This is a genomic window from Glutamicibacter bergerei, assembly GCF_054495185.1.
Genome location: NZ_CM137131.1, coordinates 2,036,487 through 2,057,934, shown reverse-complemented (window position 1 = coordinate 2,057,934; position 21,448 = coordinate 2,036,487). Strand labels below are relative to the sequence as shown.

Below are 21,448 nucleotides of genomic sequence, written 5' to 3'. Positions count from 1 at the left end.
TGTGCTTAGAGTAGCGTGGCCGCGCTACGGTCAATCAACCAGCGAGTTGCTTCGGTGCCTTGAACGGCGCTAGCCGGCACCGCCAGCTCGTTAACCTCGTGCTGGGCTGCTGCCAAGGCCGGGGCTTTCTCCGCACCGGAGACCAACAACCAAACCTCACGGGCGGTGTTGATGGTGCTCATGGTCAGCGACACCCGATGAGGTGGTGGCTTAGGGGAGTCATGTACCGCAATCGCGCCGAGCTCATCGGAACGAGTGTGATTCGGGAACAGCGACGCCACGTGCGAGTCCGGGCCCATGCCCAACATCAATACATCAAACACCGGATTTGCGGCACCATCGCTGGCTTCCTCGGCCAGCAACTGCGTGTAGGCAGCTGCCGCGTCCTCGGCACTAGCGTAGGAGTCACTGTCACCGGTCATGTGCACGTTAGCCCGCTCAAGCCCTAGTGAGTCTAAGGCAGCGAATAACGGTTCGGCCTGCACCGCATTGCGGTCCGCACTGTCGGCAGCGACAAATCGTTCATCACCCCACCAGAAGTGGACGGCGGACCAATTCACCGCGATGTTTGCAGGGTTTTGTGCCACGGCAACCAACGTCGCAATGCCCAGCGAACCGCCGGTCACCACCACGTGGGCCACTCCGCGAGCGGCAATAGCGTCGGCGATCGAGGTGATCAATCGCGCGGCGATACCTTGCGCGGTCGCATTAGCATCTTCATGGATGACAATTTGTCTAGCGATCACTGGAACGGATGCTCCTTAGGTTGGTCAAGGCAAGTCCACGGGTGATGACTTCGCCAAAGACGTCGTCGGCGTCGAGTCGGCGCATTTCTTCGGCCAGGCACTCGGCCACCGAACGCCGTGGCAGCGAGATTCGCTGGGGAGCTGAGCCAGGTAGGTACAGGTGAGCCACCGCACCGGAAGGACGCGAAAGTTCCACGTCCCCGGCCTCGCGGGTTAGTCGGACACTAGATAGACCACCGGTGGACTTATCTGCCGCGATGGTTACCGGAACCTCCAAGCACATAGTCAGCCAGGCTGCCAGCAGTGAGGTGGACGGTGAATTGTCCGAACCCTTCACGGTGATGCCGGTCAAGCCTTCGGGGCCGATCAAATCAATGATGCTGGCCAGCTGCGCGCGCCACAGGGTGATGCGTGTCCACGCAAGGTCGGTGTCTCCAGCCCGGTAGGTGCTGGCCCGTTGGAACAGCGCCTCGGTGGGGTCACTAGTCTCGTTGGAGTCCGTGATCCGTCGGTGTGCAAGTTTGCCCAGCGCGGTGTTATACGGATCTGCTGGAACCCCATGTGGCCACCAGGCAACAATGGGGGCATCTGGCAGTAACAGGGCCGAGATCAACGCTTCATCCGCGACCATATTAGGGCCGTGCGTACGCATCACGATGACTTCGGAAGCTCCGGCGTCTCCGCCGACGCGGATCTGCACGTCTAGGCGATTTTCGCCCTTTTCCGAACCGCGCACCACCACAATAATTCGGCAGGGGTGCTCGCGGCTGGCCAAGTTGGCCGCCTCAATGGCATTCTCAGCGAAACCCTCACGAGTAATGACCACCAAGGTCAGTACCCGAGATAGCGCCACCACACCGTGGGTGCGGCGCGAGGAGATCAACTTCTTGGCCACCTTATTGGTGGTTGTATTGGGAAGATCAATCATCATGGTCGTCGCCACGTCCTTCCATCTTTAGCCATCAACTCATCCGCGCTGGCCGGTCCCCACGAACCTGGCAGATAAGGATCTGGCTGTTCGGGTTGCGCGGCCCAATACTCTTCGAATGGGTCAAGGATGCGCCAAGACTGCTCAACTTCTTCGTGGCGGGGGAACAACGGTGGTTCACCCAGTAGCACGTCGAGGATCAAACGCTCGTAGGCCTCGGGGGAAGACTCGGTGAACGCGTTACCGTAGCCGAAGTCCATGGTGACATCGCGGATCTCCATCTGGGTGCCGGGTACCTTGGAGGAGAAACGGATAGTTGCCCCCTCATCTGGCTGGACTCGGATGACAAACGCGTTCTGACCAAACTCGTCATCAGCGTGATCTGTGAACAGCAGGTTTGGTGCCCGCTTAAAGACCACCGCAATCTCGGTGACTCGGCGGCCCAAACGTTTGCCTGCACGCAGGTAGAACGGGACACCATTCCAACGACGGGTATTGATGTTCAGCCGGACCGCAGCGTAGGTTTCGGTTTTGGAAAGCGGGTTAAAGCCTTCTTCATCCAGGAATCCGACTACTTCCTCGCCACCCTGCCAACCGGAGGTGTACTGGCCGCGAGCGCTTGCCTGCCCCAGATCCTCGGGTAGCTGAACCGCGGTGAGTACCTTTTCCTTCTCGCTGCGCAGATGATCCGCATTGAAGGAAATAGGTTCCTCCATGGCGGTCAGTGCGAGCAGCTGGAGCAGGTGGTTCTGGATGACGTCGCGGGCTGCGCCCACACCGTCGTAGTAGCTTGCACGTCCACCGATGCCGATGTCCTCGGCCATGGTGATCTGCACGTGGTCCACGTACTTGTTGTTCCACAGTGGCTCAAACATCTGGTTGCCGAAGCGCAGTGCCAGTAGGTTCTGCACTGTTTCTTTGCCCAGGTAGTGGTCAATGCGGAAGACCGAATCGGCGGGGAATACCGATTCAACGATTTGGTTCAGTTCCCTGGCACTTTGTAGGTCATGGCCGAAAGGTTTCTCAATGACTACGCGTTCCCAACCCGGGTTCTCATCCTTGGCGAGTTTATGCTCGGAGAGCTTCTGGCAGACTACGTCGAACCAGCTCGGTGGGATGGAAAGATAAAATGCGTGGTTTCGTCCGGTGGACCGGGACTCTGCCAGCTCGTCGAGGGTTTCGGCGAGCTTTTCATAGGCATTGTCATCATCAAAGGCGCCGGAAATGAAACGCATTCCAGCGGCCAGCTGGTCAAAGACCGTCTCGTTAAACGGGGTTCGCGCGCTGGCCAAGATCCATTCGCGAGCCTGATTGGCGAAGTCTTCTGCCGTCCAGTCGCGGCGGCCGAAGCCGACAATGGCAAAGTTTGGGGGTAGTAGGCCGCGGTTGGCCAGGTCATAGACCGCGGGCATAAGTTTTTTGCGGGCCAGGTCGCCGGTGATTCCGAAGAACACCAGCGCGCCCGGACCGGCGATGCGGTTAAGCCGCCGGTCGCGGGCGTCGCGAAGTGGATTACTCATATTTTTTGTTAGCTCGCAGCCTCAAGCAGCGCCGCGATACCCGCGGCGCGGTCGGTTAGATTCACGCGCAGTACCGGACGGCCATGTTTTGCGTCCGAGAGCACCGCACCATCACCGGTCGCCTGAGCGGTAATTAAACCGCCAAAGCTGAAGGGACGGCCCGGGATCTCTAGATCCTGCTCGTGGTTTGCGGTGACCTGCAGGAAGACTCCCTGACGGGGGCCACCCTTATGGTACTGGCCGGTGGAGTGCAAGAACCGTGGACCCCAGCCGAAGGTCACCGGGCGTCCGGTGCGTTCGGCCAGTAGGTCGCGTAGCGCTTCTAGGCCAGCGTCCGCATGGCGGTCCAGATAAGCGTGGATGGATAGGTATCCGTCCTCACCCAACTGTGCAGTCAACTCGTTCAAGGCGCCAGCTAGGTTAGTGGCTTGCGTGCCGAACAGTTCAACGCTGCCATCCACCGTGTCCGGGGAACCGGCGGTTGGAGCGTCCAACAGTGAACGAGCGGCAACCTTAGCTGCCTCCACATCTGGCTGGTCGAACGGGTTGATGCCCAGCAGGTAGCCGGCGACCGCAGTTGCATATTCGAAGATCATGAAGCTGGTACCCAGTGGCGCACTGATGTGAATCGCCGTGGCTGCTTCATCAACTTCTTCGGGCAACTGCTCGTGGAGGTAAAGCGGCAGGATGTCTGCTGCGATATTCTTCAGCTCCGGTGCGTTCGCGTCAGCGACCACTGGAAGAACACCCTTGCCGAGCTTGCCGGTGGATTCTGCGATGAGCTGTTCGGCCCAGTCGCCGAAGCCCGGAAGCGCGTCACCAATTTCTGCAATGACTAGCTTGTCGCGTCCTGCGGTCACCAGCGCTGCACCCAAGTGCAAGGCGATATTGTCTTCGTCGTCGCTGCTCAGCAGGTCGGAGATTAATCCTGCCTCCTCGATAAGCGCTTCAATATCTGCCCCGGCAAGACCGCTTGGTACTAGACCAAAAGCGGTGAGCGCCGAGTATCGTCCGCCAACGTGAGGGTCGGCATTGAAGATCGCGCGCACACCTTCCGGGTTATCCATGGGGGAGCTCGGATCGGTGACCAGCACTAGCCGCGTGGCAGGATCGATGCCTGCGGCTTCGAAAGCCGTGGTGAAGGCCCGACGCTGTGAATCAGTTTCCACGGTGGAACCCGACTTGGAGGCGACAACCACTACGGTGCGCTCCAGATCGGTGTTCACGATGGTCGAAACCATTTGTGGGTCGGTCGTGTCGCAGATGACCAGGTCTACCTCGTCATGCGCGGCAATCACCTCGGGTGCTAGCGAGGAGCCACCCATACCGCACAAGGCGATCCGAGTAAGACCTTCAGCCAGCAACTGCTCGCGCAGCTCCAAGATTTGTGGAAGCAACTTTTCGGCCGCTTCGAAGGGCTGTGCCCAGCCCAAACGGATTGACGCCTCAGACTTTGCTGATGCACCCCACACGGTTGGGTCCTGATTGGCGATACGGCTGCCAATCCGGGCTTCGATCAGCTTCGGCAGAAGCTGGTCAACCGACGCGAGGGCCTCCCCGGAAGTTACCAGGCCCAATTCCATTTACTTGGCCTCTTTCAAGGCCACCGACATGTCTTCCAACAGTTCGTTCCACGCGACGTCAAACTTCTCAACGCCCTCGACCTCAAGCAGAGACACAATCTCGCTGTAGTCGATGCCCTGGGCTGCCAGTGCGTCCAGCACGCCGTTAGCCTGGGCGTAGCTGCCCGAAACCACGTTGCCGCGAATCTCAGCCTCGGCCGCGGTAGCGTCCAAGGTCTTCTCCGGCATGGTGTTCACGGTCTGCGGTGCCACAAGTTCGGTGACATACAGGGTGGACGGGTAGGCAGGATCCTTCACGCCGGTCGAGGCCCACAGTGGGCGCTGGACGTTGGCGCCGGAGGCAGCCAGTGCCTCGAAGCGTGCGGAAGCGAAGGATTCTTCGAAGACCTGGTAAGCCAAACGGGCGTTAGCCACACCGGCCTGGCCGCGAAGGGCCAAGGCTGCTTCGGTGCCAATCGCATTCAGACGCTTGTCGATTTCGGAATCCACGCGGGACACGAAGAAGGAAGCAACCGAGTGAATCTTGGACAAGTCAAGGCCCTTAGCCTTGGCCTTCTCCAGGCCGATCAGGTACGCGTTGATGACCTCGCGGTAGCGTTCCAGCGAGAAGATCAGGGTGACGTTGACGCTGATGCCCTCGGCGATGGTTTCGGTGATTGCTTCGAGACCGGCCAGTGTTGCTGGGATCTTGATCAGTACGTTTTCACGGTCTACACGCTGGTACAGGGCCTTGGCCTGGATGATGGTCTGTGCGGTGTCGTGGGCCAGACGAGGGTCAACCTCGATGGAGACACGGCCGTCAAAACCGTTGCTGGAATCGAAGATCGGACGGAACAGGTCGCACGCTGCGGCCACGTCGTCACTGGTGATCTCGGTGATCGCGTCCTCGACGGACTTGTGACGCTGCTCGGCGATAGCTTCGCCGTACACGGTCGCGTTGGACAGCGCCGCGGCAAAGATGGACGGGTTGGTGGTGACACCAACTACGTTCTTCTCTTCAATGAGCTTGGCTAGCGAGCCGCTGGTCAAGCGTTCGCGGGAAAGGTCGTCGAGCCAGATGGATACGCCGGCGTCGGACAGGGCCTGGGTGTTTGGGTTAGACATATTGTGTACCAGTTCCTTACTTAACAACTTTTTGGGCGGCTGCGACAACTGCTTCGGTAGTGATACCGAATTCGCTGTAGAGCTTCTTGTAATCTGCGGAGGCACCAAAGTGATCCAGCGAGATAATCTCGCCTGCGGAACCAACTAGTTCACGCCATCCCTGAGCGACTCCGGCTTCCACCGAGACGCGGGCGGTGATGGCTTCCGGAAGAACTTCTTCACGGTAGGCGGCGTCCTGCTTGGCGAACCATTCGAAACTTGGCAGTGAAACCACGCGGGCTGCAATACCCTTGGTTGCCAGTTCTTCGCGGGCTTCAACGGCCAACTCAACCTCGGAGCCGGTGGCCAGCAAGATGACATCTGGGGTGACTTCTGCGCCGTCGCGGACAGCTTCGGCCAGAATGTAACCACCCTTCAAGGTGCCCTCGGCGCCGCGGAAACCGGCGGCCGAACGGTCGTAGATTGGCAGGTTCTGACGTGAAAGCACGATGCCCGATGGGGTGTCGGTCAGTTCCAGCATTCCGCGCCATGCGTAGGCAACCTCGTTGGCGTCCGCTGGGCGGACGACGTCGAAGTTCGGGATGATGCGCAACGATGCCAGCTGTTCTACTGGCTGGTGGGTTGGGCCGTCTTCGCCCAGTCCAATGGAGTCGTGGGTCCACACGAAGATCGATGGAACACCCATCAGCGCTGCCAAGCGGATAGCCGGGCGCTGGTAGTCCGAGAAGATCAGGAAGGTGCCGGAGAATGCGCGAGTCGGCGAGGACAGCACGATGCCGTTCACGATCGAAGCAGCAGCGTGCTCACGGATACCGAAGTGTAGGACGCGGCCGTATGGGCTGGTATCCCACGAGTCCGTGGAGCGACGCTCTGGAGCGAAGGACTTCGCGGTATCGATGGTGGTGTTGTTTGAGCCTGCCAGGTCGGCCGAGCCGCCCCATAGTTCTGGCAACTCGTCGGCAATGGCGTTGATGACCTTGCCTGAAGCCGCGCGGGTAGCCATCGTGGAACCTGGTTCGAAGGTTGGGATCTTTTCGGTCCAGCCCTCGGGCAGTTCGCCAGCCTGCAGACGCTCAAGTAGAGCAGCCTCTTCAGGGTTGGCGCTCTTCCAGGCGTTGAAGGTTTCATTCCACGACTCGTGCAGTGCCGCGCCACGGGTAACAACCTCGCGGGCGTGAGCCAACACTTCGTCTTCGATATGGAATGACTGTTCTGGGTCAAAGCCTAGAACCTTCTTGAGCCCTGCAACTTCTTCAGTACCAAGCTTTGAACCGTGAATGCCGCCGGTGTTCTGCTTGGTTGGTGAAGGCCAACCGATAATGGTGCGCAGAGCGATGATCGAGGGACGCGAGGTCTCTGCCTTGGCGGCACGGATCGCTGCGTCTAGGGCTGCCATATCTTCGACGTACTCGCCGGTGACGGTCCAGTCCACACGCTGGGTGTGCCAGTTGTAGGCGTCGTAGCGACCCAGAACATCTTCGGTGAACGCGATGTCGGTGTCGTTCTCGATAGAAATTTTGTTGTCATCGTAAATTACGACGAGGTTGCCAAGTTCCTGGTGACCTGCCAACGAAGATGCCTCCGAGGTGACACCTTCCTGCAGATCGCCATCGGATGCAATTACGTAAACCGTGTGATCAAACGGGCTGGTGCCAGCTTCTGCGGCAGGATCCAGCAGGCCGCGCATGCGACGCTGTGAGTAGGCGAAGCCAACGGCTGAGGCAAGACCCTGGCCCAATGGGCCGGTGGTGATTTCCACGCCGGCGGTGTGACCGACCTCTGGGTGACCCGGGGTCTTAGCGCCCCAGGTGCGTAGCGCCTCAATATCTTCCATCTCTAGGCCGTAGCCGGAAAGGAAGAGCTGTAGGTACAAGGTCAGCGAAGTATGACCGGGGGAGAGCACGAAGCGGTCGCGACCGATCCAGTTCGGATCCTTCGGGTCGTGGCGGAGGTGCTTCTGGAAGATTAGATATGCTGCCGGAGCCAAGCTCATGGCGGTACCTGGATGGCCGTTGCCAACTTTTTCTACGGCGTCGGCTGCCAAGACACGGGTGGTGTCGATGGCCTTACGATCCAACTCGGTAAGTGAGAACTCTTCTACTAAGGATTCAGTCGCCACTGCGGCGTTCCTTCCATTGAGGCTTGGACGGGGATAATCCCGCTGACACGCAATACGCCGTCGACCCTCCTACCCGAAGTCGAGCTTATTTGGGGTATTTGGTGGCGACGGCGCGATTACTGTCCACTCTATCGCGAATCGGGCATTGTCTGTATGGCTTGAACAAACATGACACGCAGAATTTGAATCTATCTTTGACCCCTCGAACTTCGCGGAGCGCAGAAACCTGGTGTCCTAACTCGAACCTTGAGCCCGCCACGGCAGTAGTAATTTCGACCGAGAGTTGAGAAAAGCCCGCCACAGAGGTGTTGCGTCATGCTAAATGGAGGTTGGAGAGTCGGTTATGGAACCGCCAAACGCCATCAGCCTACAAATTGTAAACTTTGTTGAAGGTCAGATAACAAATCTATAAGCATGTGATTAGCGTGCAGTGACTGCGGAACTGAAAACCCAGTGGCCCGGTGAAAGTCACCCTGTATACACCTGAGTATTGGGAAGTCAGTGACTGCGCGTTGATGTATAAGATGACTGGAATCACGCCGATATTCGGCAATACTTCCTCAAGGCAACTACCGCCCGACTTCTATTCGTCGTAGAATAAAAGATGTCTGTCTTGTACCCGTGTAGAACTGAGTGCGTTTAATTGAAGACTCTTAATGTCACCGGAACGTCAGTGCCGCGCTCGTCGCGTCAACCTGATGAAAGCACCGGGGATTTTGTCAAGCGTAAGGCCGGTTCCTATGTGGCGTTGACTAAGCCTCGCGTCATAGAGCTGCTCCTGGTGACCACCCTGCCCACGATGATTTTCGCGCAGCGCGGTTTCCCCGATGTCTGGCTGATGATCGCAACCCTTGTAGGTGGCGCAATGTCCGCAGGTGCGGCAGGATCGTTTAACTGTTATCTGGATCGCGACATGGACAAGCTGATGAAGCGGACCAAGGGTCGCCCGTTGGTTACCGGTGATGTCACCCCTCGCGAAGCATTAATCTTCTCTTGGGTATTGGCAATTGCTTCACTCGCGGTGTTCTGGTTCGGCACCAACCCGCTCACCACTGCACTTGGTCTTGCCGCGATTCTTCTATACGTGGTTCTTTACACGATGATTCTTAAGCGTCGCACCTCACAGAATATCGTCTGGGGCGGAATTGCAGGCTGCATGCCAGTGCTGATCGCCTGGGCAGCTGTGACCGAAACCGTCGAGTGGCCGGCGATCATCTTGTTCCTGGTGATCTTCCTCTGGACTCCGCCACACTATTGGCCATTGTCAATGAAGTACGCCGATGACTACAACGCTGCTTCGGTGCCAATGCTTGGTGCTATCGCCAATGCACGTCGAGTCTCGGTTCAGGTTGTACTCTACGCATGGGCCACGGTCGTTTGTTCGTTGCTCTTGCTTCCTATGGGCTATGCAGGCATCGTCTACACTGCGGTTGCCGGCGGGGCGGGCATTTGGTTCGTTTATGAATCGCACGTTCTTTACCGCGAGACCCAGCGTGACCATAGTCCTGCTGAGATGAACCGTAAGGCCATGAAGGTCTTCCATATCTCGATTACCTACTTGTCACTGGTCTTCGTGGCTCTGGCATTCGACCCATTCGTGGGCAGTCCGCTGTTTGGCTAAAAGTCCTGAATAGATCCCCGTTTCCGTTGCCGGAAGCGGGGATTTTCCATTTGCCCTGGTTACTGTCTGGAAAATCGGCGTAGTGGCAACGGACGTGGCGCTGATGAGTTGGTAAAGAATAGCTAACGTTTAGCTCTCTTGCTATACAAGACTTGTTACGCAAGGTAAGTTCAATGTATGAATCTCAACGCGGAAAAGATCGCCACGAACCTGCGCAAGGGAGTGCTTGAATACTGCGTTCTTGCGTTGTTGTCGGAGCGGGATATGTATGGGCTTGAGATTGCGAATCAGCTCGTTGAGTTGGAACTGACAGCCAGTGAGGGGAGCCTTTACCCCCTGCTAGCCAGAATGAAAGACGCGGGAAGTGTTGCGACGCGCTGGGAACAAGTCGACGGTTCACGCTCTCGCAAGTATTACGCAATTACCGGCAACGGTAGGCAATCACTAGAACTCTTTGGCTCGGTCTGGGGTCAGCTGAGTTATCAGGTGGACGGTTTATTAGGAGGACATCATGTTTAGTACCAAGCCGGATGTGACTGCCAAGCGCTATGTACGTCAACTTAGCGGATACTTGGCGGACCTGCCTGAAGCTCAGCGACGAGTCATTCTCCAAGACATCTCCGAGCATATCGAGGAGTCAAGACTGAGTGGCCGTACCGAATCGGAAGTCATCAGTGCCTTGGGGGAGCCCAGAGAAGTGGCCAAGGCATCTCGCAGTGAGCTGGGGGTCCCCGAACCGCGTGGAACGGGTCCCTGGCCGGTAGGGAATACTCTCATTGGCGTTGCTATCGCACTGGCAACTTTTACCGCGGCGATTGTAAGTTTCTTTCTTCGTAACGCGGAGGGCCAGCATCCGGACTACACGAGTTCAACCGAACGTTCGCTAACAGCGCTTGTGGAACTTTATGGGCCCGGAATAGCGGTGCTCACACTGGTGCCGGCTGCTCTGCTAGCGGTGCTCTTACTGGTGCCATTGAGGATGCGTCGCTGGGCAACATTGATCTGCGCCGTGGCAGCTTCCGCATTAGTTGTTTCTGATCCAATTGACGCTGGACTGTTCTATGTTCCGATGGCAATCGTAATTTGGTTGGCCACGATGCTGCCCTTTGCTAAATCTTTGCAGGCGGGGAGAAGAGAATCGCTTGTCCTGCGAATTATCGGTGTGCTGATTATGCTTCTTCCCGTTGTGCTCGTCGCAAGTGGGGTCGAACGCGGCAATATTGGAGTTTTCATGCTTCCCGCGCTGATCTGGGCCGTTGCTTGCTTGGCGATAGCAGTCGGGATCATACTCAATTTGCGTATCTCTTACTGGGCCGTGTTGGCATACGGAGTGTTGGCCCTGATCGTCGCGGTATTCGATAGTGGAATGCTCGTGGGGGCGATCTGGCTGTTTGGCGGGATTGTTTTGTCTTTCGGAATTTATGGGCTGCTGCGACTGCGCCCTAGAGCAGGCATCACCCGCTAGAACGACCACAGCGGCAGGGCAAAGCAAAAGCGGCTGGATCCCCCCGGGGATCCAGCCGCTTGAGTCTTAGATAGCGTTTAGCGCTGTTCTACGCGTTCGCTCCGAGGAAGCCGGACGGCACAGTCCCACAGGTTGGTGGCCGCCACCAGCAGCAGGCTAGCGCCGAGCATATGTAGCAGTACCAAGGTGATAGGTAAGCCAGTGAAGTGCTGGGTGTATCCGATGGCCGCCTGCGCGAGGATGACCACTACCATCCACCAGGCAGCTGTACGGACCTTTGAGTTGCCATCGGCGCGGTAGGCCAAGACGAGTACTGCAATAGTGGCCACAATCAACAGGTATACCGGTGCGGTATGCATGCGAGTGACTAGCAATGGATCAAAGAGGTGACGAGGTGCAGAAGCGTCACCTGCGTGTGGGCCGGTGCCGGTGACGATGGTGCCCATAATGACTGCGAGCATGGACAATATCCAAGCGGCGGTGGCGAACTGACCAACCGATTTCGTCGAAGCTTGGTGATTTTCTTGCTTTAGCTCTCGTCGGGTGCGGTTGACCAAAATGGTGGCCAAGCAGACCAGCGTTCCCGAAAGAATGAAGTGCAGGGACACAACCCAAGGGTTTAGGTCGGTCAATACGGTGATGCCACCGATGACGCCCTGAGCGGGAATGCCTGCCAAAAGAACCCAAGCAAGGGTGAAGATCGAGCGATGAGTTTTGCGCATATTCCAGACGGCGATAAAAAACGCCACTGCAATAGCCAGCAACACAAAGGTGAGTAGGCGGTTACCGAACTCAATGAGGCCGTGCACGCCCATCTCAGGGACCGGGGTCATGGAACCCGGGACGCAGTTTGGCCAGTGTGAGCAGCCCAAACCAGATTTGGTCAGTCGTACTGCGCCACCGGTGATGATGATGCCAACCTGAGAGATCAAGGAGGCGATCGCCAGACCGTGAACAAGCCGGGTGACGTGCGTCGGCAACCTATCGGCCCAGCTTGGGGTGACTAGGTTTGAAGACATGGAAATCTCCCTTACTTTGTGTTGGTTAGTTCCATTTGAAAAGTTTGATGGCGGCAAAGGAGCCGGCAGCGGCCCAAAGCACCAAGAAGATCACGCTGGCAAGGCTGAAATGCCCCTCGATGAGCGCCGCGCGAAGGGCGTCACCGAGTGCAGCCGAAGGCAAAGCATCTAGCGTTGGCTGAAGCCAGGCCGGGGCCATCGTTAAGGGGAACAGCACTCCGCCGACTCCGGCGAGGAGGACCCAGGCCAAGTTGGTGATAGCAAGTGTCGCTTCGGGGCGAACCGTACCGGCAATAAGCAATCCCAAAGCAGTAAACGTCGCAGCGCCAAGGAGTAGGAACAACACGGCGGGAATGATTCCCAAAAGGTTTGGCTCCCAGCCCAGAAGTAAGGCCACGATGGTAATCAGTACTACCTGGATAGCTAATACGGTGAGTACCGCAATTACCTTGCCGAAGATCAAGCCTGCTTTACCCAATGGGGTAGTAGAGAACATTCGCAGTACGCCGTAGCGTCGGTCAAAGCCAGTGCCGATGCCTTGACCGGTGAAGGCTGTGGAAATGACGCAGAGGGCCAACACTCCGGGCACTGCTGCATCAATGCTGCGTGGTGCCACACCTTCCAGAATATCCGTGAAGGTCAGTCCAAACAGGGCAATAATGGGCAACACTACGGCGAGTACTAACTGCTCACCGTTGCTGAGCATCATCAGTGTTTCGTATTTGCCCTGTAAGGCGATGCGCTTGGGCATGGACACGGCGTTGGATTGGCTCATTGTCGGGCTCATACCGTTTCCTCTTTTTGCGCAAATTCCAAGAAGACATCTTCGAGGCTGCGTGCCTGCAAGTTCATGTGGGTCGGCAAGATACCTTCACGGGCCCACCAGCTTGTCAGCCAGTTAAGATGCTCCGCCGAACTGACGCCTGTTAGATGGTATTCGCCAGGTGCGGTCTCGCTCAGATGTAGTCCGGCTGGCGGTTGCGGCAATTCTAAGGATGGGCTCGCGCCAAAGTTCACCGGACGGTTTTCGTGCTCAGAAGCGGCCAAAGTTGTCAGCTCGGTGACGGTGCCCTGTGCAACGCTTCGGCCCTTGTCGATAATGTACACATAGTCACTTAAGCGCTGTGCATCATCCATCAGGTGTGTGGTCAGTACGATGGCTTTACCGAGGTCGCGTTGTTCGCTGATTAGATCAAAGACGACCTGACGTGATTGCGGGTCTAATCCGGCGCTCGGCTCGTCTAAGAAGAGGACTTCAGGGTCGCCGGCTAGCGCGAGGGCTAAGGCGACACGTTGTTTTTGTCCCCCAGAGAGCCGGCGAATAGTGCGGCTACCGAATGATTCAAGATCCAGCCGAGTGATCAGCGCATCGATATCGATGGGTTTTTTGTACATTCCAGCCACGTGGCGCAAAAGCGGAATCGGTCGCATTGACGGAGGCAATCCTCCATCTTGCAACATCACGCCGACCCGCGAACGAAGGTCGGGGTTGTCGCCAAAGGGATCTTGGCCGAGCAATTCAATCGTTCCACCCTCGGGTCGCAAAAGGCCCTGAGCGCAGGCGAGCGTGGTGGACTTGCCGGCACCATTAGAGCCCAAAAGGGTAGTGACTTGGCCGGGGAGGGCTTTGAGGGAGACGGAATCCAGGACCCTGAGCATGCGATTATTCAGCGCAGGAACCGGTCCCAAATCCTTGCTCAGCTCACTAATAATGAGGCTGGGAGTAACTGAAGACACCACAGCATTCTACGTCATGTCGAAGTCGTAAGGGCTGAGTCTTTAGTCACGAAGGCTCGATTTAGGTTTCGGCGCGGAGGATGATAGCCATAGGGCACGAAATCCCTGAGATTCCCGGAATGACTAGCCCTACCTTAGTAAGTCCTTCCTTACTAGACGTGGGGGAAAAATATAGGCATGCTTGTGTTGTGTATTCATCTAATTCAGACACAGCTAGTACCGCAACCGGCACTACGGTTGGCACGGTTGGGGATACTGAGGAGCGCACGCGAGACCGAGTTCTAAACGCGGTGCTCGAAGACGGACCGGTCAGTGCGGCCGAGCTTGGCAGCAAGCTCGGGTTCACGCCAGCAGCGGTTCGCCGTCACCTTGACGCGCTGTCAAAAGCAGGGCTTGTTGAGGTAAAGCTGGTAGCAAATCAGAAGTCGGGCGCAGGTCGGCCGTCCCGCAGGTACGTACTATCGCACCGCGGACAGACGAAGCTGGGCAACGATTACCTAGACATCGCCACCCAAGCACTGAAGGTGCTGGGAGATGCGGCCGGCGAAGATGCGATTCGCAAATTCGCGCGGGACCGCTTCGCGACGATGGAAATCCGTTATGCGAAGGCAATGGACGGTATAGAAGGACTTGAAGAACGAGCAACGAAGCTTAGCGAGTTGCTCAGTTCCGACGGTTTTGTGGGGTACACCCGCAATGTCGAAGCGAAAGTTTCGAAAGCACTAATGCGCAGCGTTCAGCTGTGCCAGGGGCATTGCCCCATACAAGATTTGGCACGCGAGTTTCCGGTGTTTTGCGACATGGAGACTGAAATGTTTGCTCGACTGGTCGGTGTTGATGTGCGAAGGCTCTCGACATTGGCCGGTGGCGGACATGTGTGCACGACCCACATTCCAGTGGGTCGCGGAAAGGCGCCGTTACGCGCTGAGAAGAGAACTCGAATTCAGTTCACGAAGATGGAGAGGCCGCGATGACGGATCAGATTGCACAGGAGTCTGCTGACCCAGGTGTAATTTCCGAAATTCTGGAGAAGAACCCCGAACTCCAAGGAATCGGTAATTACGAATACGGCTGGTCAGATAAGAACGACGCGGGTGCAAATGCACGCCGTGGCGTTGACGCTGAAGTTGTAGCCAACATTTCCAACCTCAAGTCAGAACCTGAGTGGATGTTGGAACTACGCCAGAAGGGCTTGAAGTACTTCGATCGCAAGCCAATGCCAACCTGGGGTCCAGACCTCTCGGGCATCGACTTCGACAACATCAAGTACTTCGTTCGCTCGACCGAGAAGCAAGCCACCTCGTGGGAAGACCTTCCGGAAGATATCAAGAACACCTATGACAAGCTGGGAATTCCAGAGGCTGAGAAGCAGCGTCTGGTTTCCGGCGTTGCCGCGCAGTACGAGTCCGAGGTTGTTTATCACCAGCTGCGTGAAGACCTTGAAGCTCAGGGTGTGATCTTCCTCGATACCGATACCGCGTTGCGGGAACACGAAGATGTCTTCAAGGAATACTTCGGCTCGGTCATCCCGGCAGGCGATAACAAGTTCGCTTCGCTGAACACCGCGACCTGGTCCGGTGGCTCCTTCGTGTACGTTCCTAAGGGCGTCCACGTAGAGATCCCACTGCAGGCCTACTTCCGTATCAACACGGAAAACATGGGTCAGTTCGAACGTACTTTGATCATCGCCGATGAAGATTCCTACGTTCACTACATTGAGGGTTGCACCGCTCCGATCTACCAGTCGGACTCGCTGCACTCGGCAGTAGTCGAGATCATCGTGAAGAAGAACGCTCGCGTTCGCTACACGACGATCCAGAACTGGTCGACCAACGTGTACAACCTCGTGACCAAGCGTGCCATCTGTGAAGAAGGCGCCACCATGGAATGGGTCGATGGCAACATCGGCTCCAAGGTCACCATGAAGTACCCAGCCGTATACCTGGTTGGCGAGCACGCCAAGGGTGAAACCCTGTCCATCGCCTTCGCCGGCGAAGGCCAGCACCAGGACACCGGTTCGAAGATGGTTCACATCGCTCCGAACACCTCTAGCGCCATTGTCGCTAAGTCGGTGGCCCGTAACGGTGGCCGCTCCGCATACCGTGGCTTGGTCCAGGTCCGCGAAGGTGCCAAGGGTACAAAGAACTCGGTCGTGTGTGACGCGTTGCTGGTTGACCAGATCTCGCGTTCGGACACTTACCCATACATCGACGTCCGCGAGGATGACGTGACCATGGGCCACGAGGCGACGGTTTCCCGTGTTTCTGAAGAACAGCTGTTCTACCTGATGTCCCGCGGCATGGCCGAGGACGAGGCGATGGCAATGATCGTGCGTGGCTTCGTTGAGCCAATCGCACGTGAGCTTCCAATGGAATACGCGCTGGAACTGAACCGCCTTATTGAACTCCAGATGGAAGGATCGGTCGGCTAAGAATGTCGGAGACCACCACTCAGATTCCCGAAGAGAAGGCGCGCATTGGCGCCCCATCGATTCCGGGCTTCACCGAAGAGGGCGAAAACCTTTCGCCACTAAACGACAGCGCTTCCTCACCACTAGCCGGGGCTTCTTCCAAGAGCCACAGCCATGGTGGCGGCGAAGGTGTCACGGATTCTTCGCGTGCAGGCCGGTTGACCAGCTACAACGTTGAAGATTTCCCAAAGCTCACCGGTCGTGAAGAAGACTGGCGCTTTACCCCGCTGAAGCGTATCGGTTCACTGCACACCGCAGAACTGACCGGTCAGGCACCAAAGGTCGAGCTGACCGGCTCAGAGAACGTCACGCTGCGCACCGTCGCGGCAGATGACGCGATCCGCGGCAACGCTTTCACCCCCGATGACCGCGTGTCGGCCAACGGCTGGAAGTACGCCGATGGCGCACAGGTTCTTACCATCCCGGCTAACGCCGAGAACACCAAGAGCATCCTGCGCATCACCGGTGAGTCGCTGGAACCTGCAGCTCAGCACCTGATCATCGTGGCCGAGGAGAATTCCGAAGCCATGGTCGTTATCGACCACGTTGGTTCGGCAGTGCTGGCACAGAACATCGAATTTGATGTTCGCCAGGGCGCGCGCTTGCGTGTTGTCTCCCTGCAGGCTTGGGAGTCGGATGCAATCCACGCTTCCTCGCAGCAGGCTGTGGTAGCCAAGGACGCAACCTTCAAGCACATTGTTGTCACCTTCGGTGGCGACTTGGTGCGTGTGAACCCATCGGCTCGTTTTGCTGGGGAACACGCAGAGATCGAGCTGTACGGCCTGTACTTCGCCGACGCTGGTCAGCACCTGGAACACCGCTTGTTCGTTGATCACGCGGTTCCTAACTGCAAGTCGAACGTGCTTTACAAGGGTGCCTTGCAGGGCAAGGGCGCACACACGGTCTGGGTTGGCGACGTGCTGATCCAGAAGGCCGCTGTGGGTACCGACTCCTACGAAGCAAACCGCAACCTGGTGCTCACCGACGGTACTCGTGCCGACTCGGTTCCTAACCTGGAAATCGAGACCGGCCTCATCGACGGTGCCGGACACGCTTCCACCACCGGACGCTTCGACGACGAGCACTTGTTCTACCTGATGGCCCGCGGTATCGATGAGAAGACCGCCCGCCGCTTGGTGGTTCGTGGCTTCCTGAACGAAATCGTCCAGCAGATCGGTGACGAGCAGCTCGAAGAGCGCTTGACCGACACCATCGAAGAAGAATTGGCAGCTACTCACCTTTAAGTAGCGCCGGTTCTACCAGCCTTTTAGATATAGAAACGGAACGACGTATGTCTACTCTGGAAATCAAAGACCTGCACGTCTCGATCGACACCGAGCAGGGCGAGAAGGAAATTCTCAAGGGTGTTTCGTTGGTAATCAACACCAACGAAACCCACGCAATCATGGGCCCTAACGGCTCGGGCAAGTCCACCTTGGCTTCGACCATCGCCGGTCACCCACGCTACAAGGTCACCTCGGGTTCGATTACCCTTGACGGTGCCGACGTACTGGAGATGAGCGTTGACGAGCGTGCCAAGGCAGGCCTGTTCCTGGCCATGCAGTACCCAGTTGAGGTCCCAGGCGTGACCATGACTAACTTCCTGCGTACCGCCAAGACCGCAATCGACGGCGAAGCGCCGAAGCTGCGTACCTGGACCAAGGACGTCAAGGAAGCAATGGCGAAGCTGAAGATCGATGCGGACTTTGCTAGCCGTAACGTCAACGAAGGCTTCTCCGGTGGCGAGAAGAAGCGCGTTGAAATCTTGCAGATGGAACTGTTCAAGCCTAAGTTCTCGATTCTGGATGAAACCGACTCGGGCCTTGACGTTGACGCGTTGAAGACCGTTTCTGAGGGTGTCAACCGCGCTCAGGACGAAAACCAGATGGGCACCTTGCTGATCACCCACTACACTCGCATCCTGCGCTACATCAAGCCAGACTTCGTGCACGTGTTCGTTGATGGTCGTATCGCTGAGCAGGGTGGCGCAGAACTCGCAGACCGTTTGGAAGAAGAAGGTTACGACCGCTTCCTTAACGTTCAGGCCTAGTAAGGTATAACCCATGAGTGAAATAACCGAACAGAGCACAGGAGCCAAAACGACTCCGCTGGAAGATGTCGAAGAGGCGCTCAAAGACGTGATTGACCCGGAACTCGGCGTCAACATTGTCGACTTGGGTCTGCTTTACGGAATGAAGTATGCCGAAGACGGCGTGCTAATTCTCGATATGACGCTCACCACCGCAGCATGCCCGCTCACCGATATTATCGAAGAGCAGGTCGCCCAGGCTATGGAAAGCGTTGTCGACGAGCATCGTCTGAACTGGGTCTGGATGCCACCTTGGGGCCCAGAACGTATCACCGATGATGGTCGCGACCAGATGCGAGCACTTGGTTTCAACATCTAAGTTGTATTGCTAAAGGCGCCTTTCGAAATCCGCTACGGATTTTGGAAGGCGCCTTTTCTTTGCGTTTAAAGTGCTTATCGCAAGCCTTAGCGATCTGGTGTGTGTACCGTTTCAAAGGCCATTGCGGTGCCGGTACCACCGGCTGCCGCCATCAAAGCCAAGCACAGCTCGTCTTGAATCTTCTTTTCTTTAGCCTGCCAGAACAGCCTGGTGCTCAGAATGGCACCACTGGCCCCGTAGGGGTGGCCCAGTGCCAACGCCCCACCCTCACGATTTACATCTTCAGGGGCTATGCCAAGTTGAGTCAGGCAGGCGAGGGCCTGTACAGCAAAGGCTTCGTTAAACTCAATGAGTCCAGCCTGGGCCAGTCTGCGTTTGCCCAGGAACAGCTCGAGTTTTTGATACGCGGGAACGGCTGCCATGCCCAAGATTTGTGGGTCGCACGCGCCACTGCCGGTGGACAGATAACGCAGCGCAAAATTTGCGCCCAACTGATTGAAATACTCGGCGTCAACGATTAGCACCGCTGCGGCGCCATCATTAATGGGACAAGAATTACCTGCAGTCACCGTGCCACCCGGAACAAACGCCGGGCGCAACGCCCCAAGCTTTCCCTCCGTGAGTCCCGGTCGCGGACAAGTATCGCGGTTGACCAGACCGGTAGCGGTGTGAACTTCCACTATCTCGTTATCGAATCGCGCGGTTTGCTGAGCCTGGACCGCACGTTGGTGGCTTCGTAATGCAAAATCGTCTTGGGCTCTGCGTGAGATGTTAAACTCTGTGGCAATGTTTTCTGCCGCGACGCCCATATCTGGGTCCGCGTGAGGGCGTGGGGTAAAACGAGCTCGTGAATAGATGCGTGGGGGAGAGCCGGGCACAACATTCTTTTCCATCCGCCACGGCGCAGTACTCACCGATTCGACGCCTCCGGCGATGACTGCGCGCGCTTCGCCACACTGAATCATTCTTGCGCCAGCAGCAATGGCTTCTAAAGCGCTGGCACACTGCGCGTCTAGCGTGGTGGCTGGAACGGACAGGGGTAGACACGATGCCTGAGCGGCTACTCGGGCTATATTTCCGCCCGGGCCGGCAGCGTTTCCGGCAAAAACGTGCTCTACCGCGGCAGGATCTAAGCCTGAATCTTCGAGCAACGCGTTAAAAACCTTTGCTAGCAGGTCCTCGGCGCCTAGCTGCGCGAACTCTTTATTCGACCTCACGATGGGCGTGCGCCGAGCTGCGATAATCAATGCTTCATTCATCGTAGACGCAGCTTTCTTAGACCCGCGGTCGTCGGTAAGGGAAGGTTGAAAACATCCCGCTTTCCACTGTTCGTTAGTGGCCAGTCAGATAAAAACACAAGGTCATGGGGAATCTTGTAGGTAGGAAGTAAGTTTTTCAGCTCGCCGTGCAGTTCCAGCGTATCGGGAAGCGTTCGTGGATCAGGAAGTAGACAATAGGCGGTAATTCTTGCCTTGTCCGTAGCATCGCGATAAGCCTGAACCACTGGTTGGATAAGCCCGCATTGTTCTAGGGCGGCGCTAATTTCTGCCGGGTAAATATTGTTCCCATTAATATTGAGCATCTCACCGTGACGCCCCAATATTTGGACCCGGTTTTCCGGTAGTAAGCGGGCAAGATCTCCCACCCCGGTTGACTCTTTGCAGCGTTCCAACTCGCCTGGACCTCGTGGGTCATAACCGGTGGCATTAAAGTCGCTAGCAATCATGAGCCGTCCAACGCCGTTGCGTTGTGGCGCATGTAAATGAGCTCGGACGCCGTCGAAGAAGGTCCCGATGAATTCGGGCATCGAATACCTGGCCGAGCGTTGATGCGCCCGATAGGCAATGAGGCTGTGCTCACTACTCCCGTAGTATTCGGTGCAAGTGATCTGTGGAGAGACTCGCAAGATCCGTTGGGCCAGCTGCGAAGCCAACGGTTCACCGCCAGTAACCACGTGACGAAGCGTGGCAAGTAAATTCGACTCGAGCTGGTCAAGCATGAGCCGTACCAGCGAAGGAACAGCGACGACCCTATTGCAATTTTCGGTTTCTAATAGCGTGGTCACGTCCTGAGCTTTCCAGCGCCCGGGTGCCACGATTGTTCCCCCGGTGGCGATCGATTCCACAAGAGCGTAGAGGCCAAGCCCGTGGGCCAGTGGGCCGGGCACCATCGTTCGTGCGTCCTTGGTGGCACCGAGGGTCGTGGCACACCTAGCGATCGACTGCTCCCACGAATCGCGACTGCGCATTACTGCCTTCGGAGATCCGCTAGATCCAGAAGTGAACACGACCAACAGCTCGCACTGTGCGTCGTAGGAGGCCGTTAAAGCCGGTACGGCAGCTACGTCGTCAACATCTGATGGCACTCGCACCGGGTTCTGGCCTAAGGCCCGCAGAACTGCCTCCCCGTCGCGGTCGCAAAGCAGGGTGGGTGAGTCGAAGAGTTCCAGCATTTGGAGAAGCCGTGCCGAAGGCCATGCCGGATCTAGGATGATCGCGCTAATACCTGCCAGCATGCACCCGTGGAAGGAGATAGCCAGGGCGATGGGGTCGGTGCAGTAGATACCAACACGGTTTCCGGGTAAAACTTTCTGGCGTAGCTTGCCAGCCAACGCATTGCTGCTCGCAGCTAAGGAAAGATAATCCAAAACGTGAGTTGTGCTGATGACCGCGGGGTGTCTTGGACGGGTCCGCGCGTTCTGTTGCAGCTGGCTGGCAAGATCCATCGG

19 protein-coding genes are annotated in these 21,448 nt (G+C 57.2%); 8 read left to right on the top strand and 11 right to left on the bottom strand.

The window, feature by feature from the left end; translation table 11 throughout:
• Nucleotides 1-5 precede the first annotated feature (5 nt).
• From pgl to tkt, 6 genes are read right to left on the bottom strand one after another with little or no spacing between them, the layout of a single operon-like run.
• Entirely contained in the window at nucleotides 6-746 is a 741-nt protein-coding gene (gene pgl, locus ACX5K5_RS09510; protein WP_096254586.1) for a 6-phosphogluconolactonase, read from the bottom strand.
• On the bottom strand, nucleotides 736-1,677 hold the full coding sequence (locus tag ACX5K5_RS09505) for a glucose-6-phosphate dehydrogenase assembly protein OpcA (RefSeq protein ID WP_459174333.1): 942 nt from the start codon (nucleotides 1,675-1,677) through the stop codon (nucleotides 736-738). Before ACX5K5_RS09505 ends, pgl begins: the two co-directional genes overlap by 11 nt.
• Nucleotides 1,674-3,194: a glucose-6-phosphate dehydrogenase gene (zwf, locus tag ACX5K5_RS09500; protein ID WP_096254588.1), complete on the bottom strand. Its 1,521-nt coding sequence runs from the start codon at nucleotides 3,192-3,194 to the stop codon at nucleotides 1,674-1,676. Before zwf ends, ACX5K5_RS09505 begins: the two co-directional genes overlap by 4 nt.
• An 8-nt stretch (nucleotides 3,195-3,202) precedes the next feature.
• Nucleotides 3,203-4,777 carry a phosphoglucose isomerase-related protein gene (locus ACX5K5_RS09495; RefSeq protein WP_459174332.1) on the bottom strand — a complete coding sequence of 525 codons (1,575 nt, stop codon included), beginning with the start codon at nucleotides 4,775-4,777 and terminating at the stop codon, nucleotides 3,203-3,205.
• Nucleotides 4,778-5,881: a transaldolase gene (gene tal, locus ACX5K5_RS09490; RefSeq protein WP_096254590.1), complete on the bottom strand. Its 1,104-nt coding sequence runs from the start codon at nucleotides 5,879-5,881 to the stop codon at nucleotides 4,778-4,780.
• 16 nt (nucleotides 5,882-5,897) lie between these two features.
• On the bottom strand, nucleotides 5,898-8,000 hold the full coding sequence (gene tkt / locus ACX5K5_RS09485; protein ID WP_443458500.1) for a transketolase: 2,103 nt from the start codon (nucleotides 7,998-8,000) through the stop codon (nucleotides 5,898-5,900).
• A 673-nt stretch (nucleotides 8,001-8,673) separates the two neighbouring features.
• Between tkt and ACX5K5_RS09480 the strand changes: the two genes are divergently transcribed.
• The 3 genes from ACX5K5_RS09480 (at nucleotide 8,674) to ACX5K5_RS09470 (ending at nucleotide 11,086) form a co-directional block, all read left to right on the top strand.
• Nucleotides 8,674-9,621 carry a heme o synthase gene (locus ACX5K5_RS09480; protein ID WP_188685879.1) on the top strand — a complete coding sequence of 316 codons (948 nt, stop codon included), beginning with the start codon at nucleotides 8,674-8,676 and terminating at the stop codon, nucleotides 9,619-9,621.
• 177 nt (nucleotides 9,622-9,798) lie between these two features.
• A complete protein-coding gene (locus tag ACX5K5_RS09475) occupies nucleotides 9,799-10,140 on the top strand; it encodes a PadR family transcriptional regulator (RefSeq protein ID WP_096254593.1) in 342 nt (113 codons plus the stop codon).
• Nucleotides 10,133-11,086 (top strand): DUF1700 domain-containing protein, encoded by a 954-nt coding sequence (locus tag ACX5K5_RS09470; protein ID WP_096254594.1) that lies wholly within the window; start codon nucleotides 10,133-10,135, stop codon nucleotides 11,084-11,086. Before ACX5K5_RS09475 ends, ACX5K5_RS09470 begins: the two co-directional genes overlap by 8 nt.
• 77 nt (nucleotides 11,087-11,163) lie before the next feature.
• Here the strand turns inward: ACX5K5_RS09470 and ACX5K5_RS09465 are convergent, their stop codons facing one another.
• Genes ACX5K5_RS09465 through ACX5K5_RS09455 form a run of 3 tightly spaced genes read right to left on the bottom strand, consistent with a single transcriptional unit; the run spans nucleotide 11,164 to nucleotide 13,842 of the window.
• Nucleotides 11,164-12,105: a COX15/CtaA family protein gene (locus ACX5K5_RS09465; protein ID WP_096254595.1), complete on the bottom strand. Its 942-nt coding sequence runs from the start codon at nucleotides 12,103-12,105 to the stop codon at nucleotides 11,164-11,166.
• Between the two features lie 25 nt (nucleotides 12,106-12,130).
• Nucleotides 12,131-12,892, bottom strand: a complete 762-nt coding sequence (locus ACX5K5_RS09460; RefSeq protein ID WP_096254596.1) for an ABC transporter permease — start codon at nucleotides 12,890-12,892, stop codon at nucleotides 12,131-12,133.
• The gene (locus ACX5K5_RS09455; RefSeq protein WP_459174331.1) at nucleotides 12,889-13,842 is read right to left on the bottom strand and encodes an ABC transporter ATP-binding protein; all 954 of its coding nucleotides are present in this window, start codon (nucleotides 13,840-13,842) and stop codon (nucleotides 12,889-12,891) included. Before ACX5K5_RS09455 ends, ACX5K5_RS09460 begins: the two co-directional genes overlap by 4 nt.
• 188 nt (nucleotides 13,843-14,030) lie before the next feature.
• Here ACX5K5_RS09455 and ACX5K5_RS09450 point away from each other — a divergent pair, with 188 nt between their 5' ends.
• Genes ACX5K5_RS09450 through ACX5K5_RS09430 form a run of 5 tightly spaced genes read left to right on the top strand, consistent with a single transcriptional unit; the run spans nucleotide 14,031 to nucleotide 18,720 of the window.
• Complete coding sequence (locus tag ACX5K5_RS09450) at nucleotides 14,031-14,816, top strand: helix-turn-helix transcriptional regulator (RefSeq protein ID WP_229677115.1); 786 nt, start codon at nucleotides 14,031-14,033, stop codon at nucleotides 14,814-14,816.
• A complete protein-coding gene (gene sufB / locus ACX5K5_RS09445) occupies nucleotides 14,813-16,273 on the top strand; it encodes a Fe-S cluster assembly protein SufB (RefSeq protein ID WP_096254598.1) in 1,461 nt (486 codons plus the stop codon). The genes ACX5K5_RS09450 and sufB overlap by 4 nt, the downstream gene beginning before the upstream one ends.
• Nucleotides 16,274-16,275: 2 nt before the next feature.
• Nucleotides 16,276-17,556 carry a Fe-S cluster assembly protein SufD gene (sufD, locus tag ACX5K5_RS09440; RefSeq protein WP_096254599.1) on the top strand — a complete coding sequence of 427 codons (1,281 nt, stop codon included), beginning with the start codon at nucleotides 16,276-16,278 and terminating at the stop codon, nucleotides 17,554-17,556.
• Between the two features lie 47 nt (nucleotides 17,557-17,603).
• Nucleotides 17,604-18,362: a Fe-S cluster assembly ATPase SufC gene (gene sufC, locus ACX5K5_RS09435; protein ID WP_096254600.1), complete on the top strand. Its 759-nt coding sequence runs from the start codon at nucleotides 17,604-17,606 to the stop codon at nucleotides 18,360-18,362.
• Nucleotides 18,363-18,375: 13 nt separating this feature from the next.
• Nucleotides 18,376-18,720 (top strand): metal-sulfur cluster assembly factor, encoded by a 345-nt coding sequence (locus tag ACX5K5_RS09430; RefSeq protein ID WP_096254601.1) that lies wholly within the window; start codon nucleotides 18,376-18,378, stop codon nucleotides 18,718-18,720.
• An 86-nt stretch (nucleotides 18,721-18,806) separates the two neighbouring features.
• Here the strand turns inward: ACX5K5_RS09430 and ACX5K5_RS09425 are convergent, their stop codons facing one another.
• Together ACX5K5_RS09425 and ACX5K5_RS09420 are read right to left on the bottom strand one after the other, a co-directional pair.
• The gene (locus tag ACX5K5_RS09425) at nucleotides 18,807-19,979 is read right to left on the bottom strand and encodes a thiolase family protein (protein ID WP_459174330.1); all 1,173 of its coding nucleotides are present in this window, start codon (nucleotides 19,977-19,979) and stop codon (nucleotides 18,807-18,809) included.
• Entirely contained in the window at nucleotides 19,976-21,445 is a 1,470-nt protein-coding gene (locus ACX5K5_RS09420) for a class I adenylate-forming enzyme family protein (RefSeq protein WP_459174329.1), read from the bottom strand. Before ACX5K5_RS09420 ends, ACX5K5_RS09425 begins: the two co-directional genes overlap by 4 nt.
• Nucleotides 21,446-21,448 lie beyond the last annotated feature (3 nt).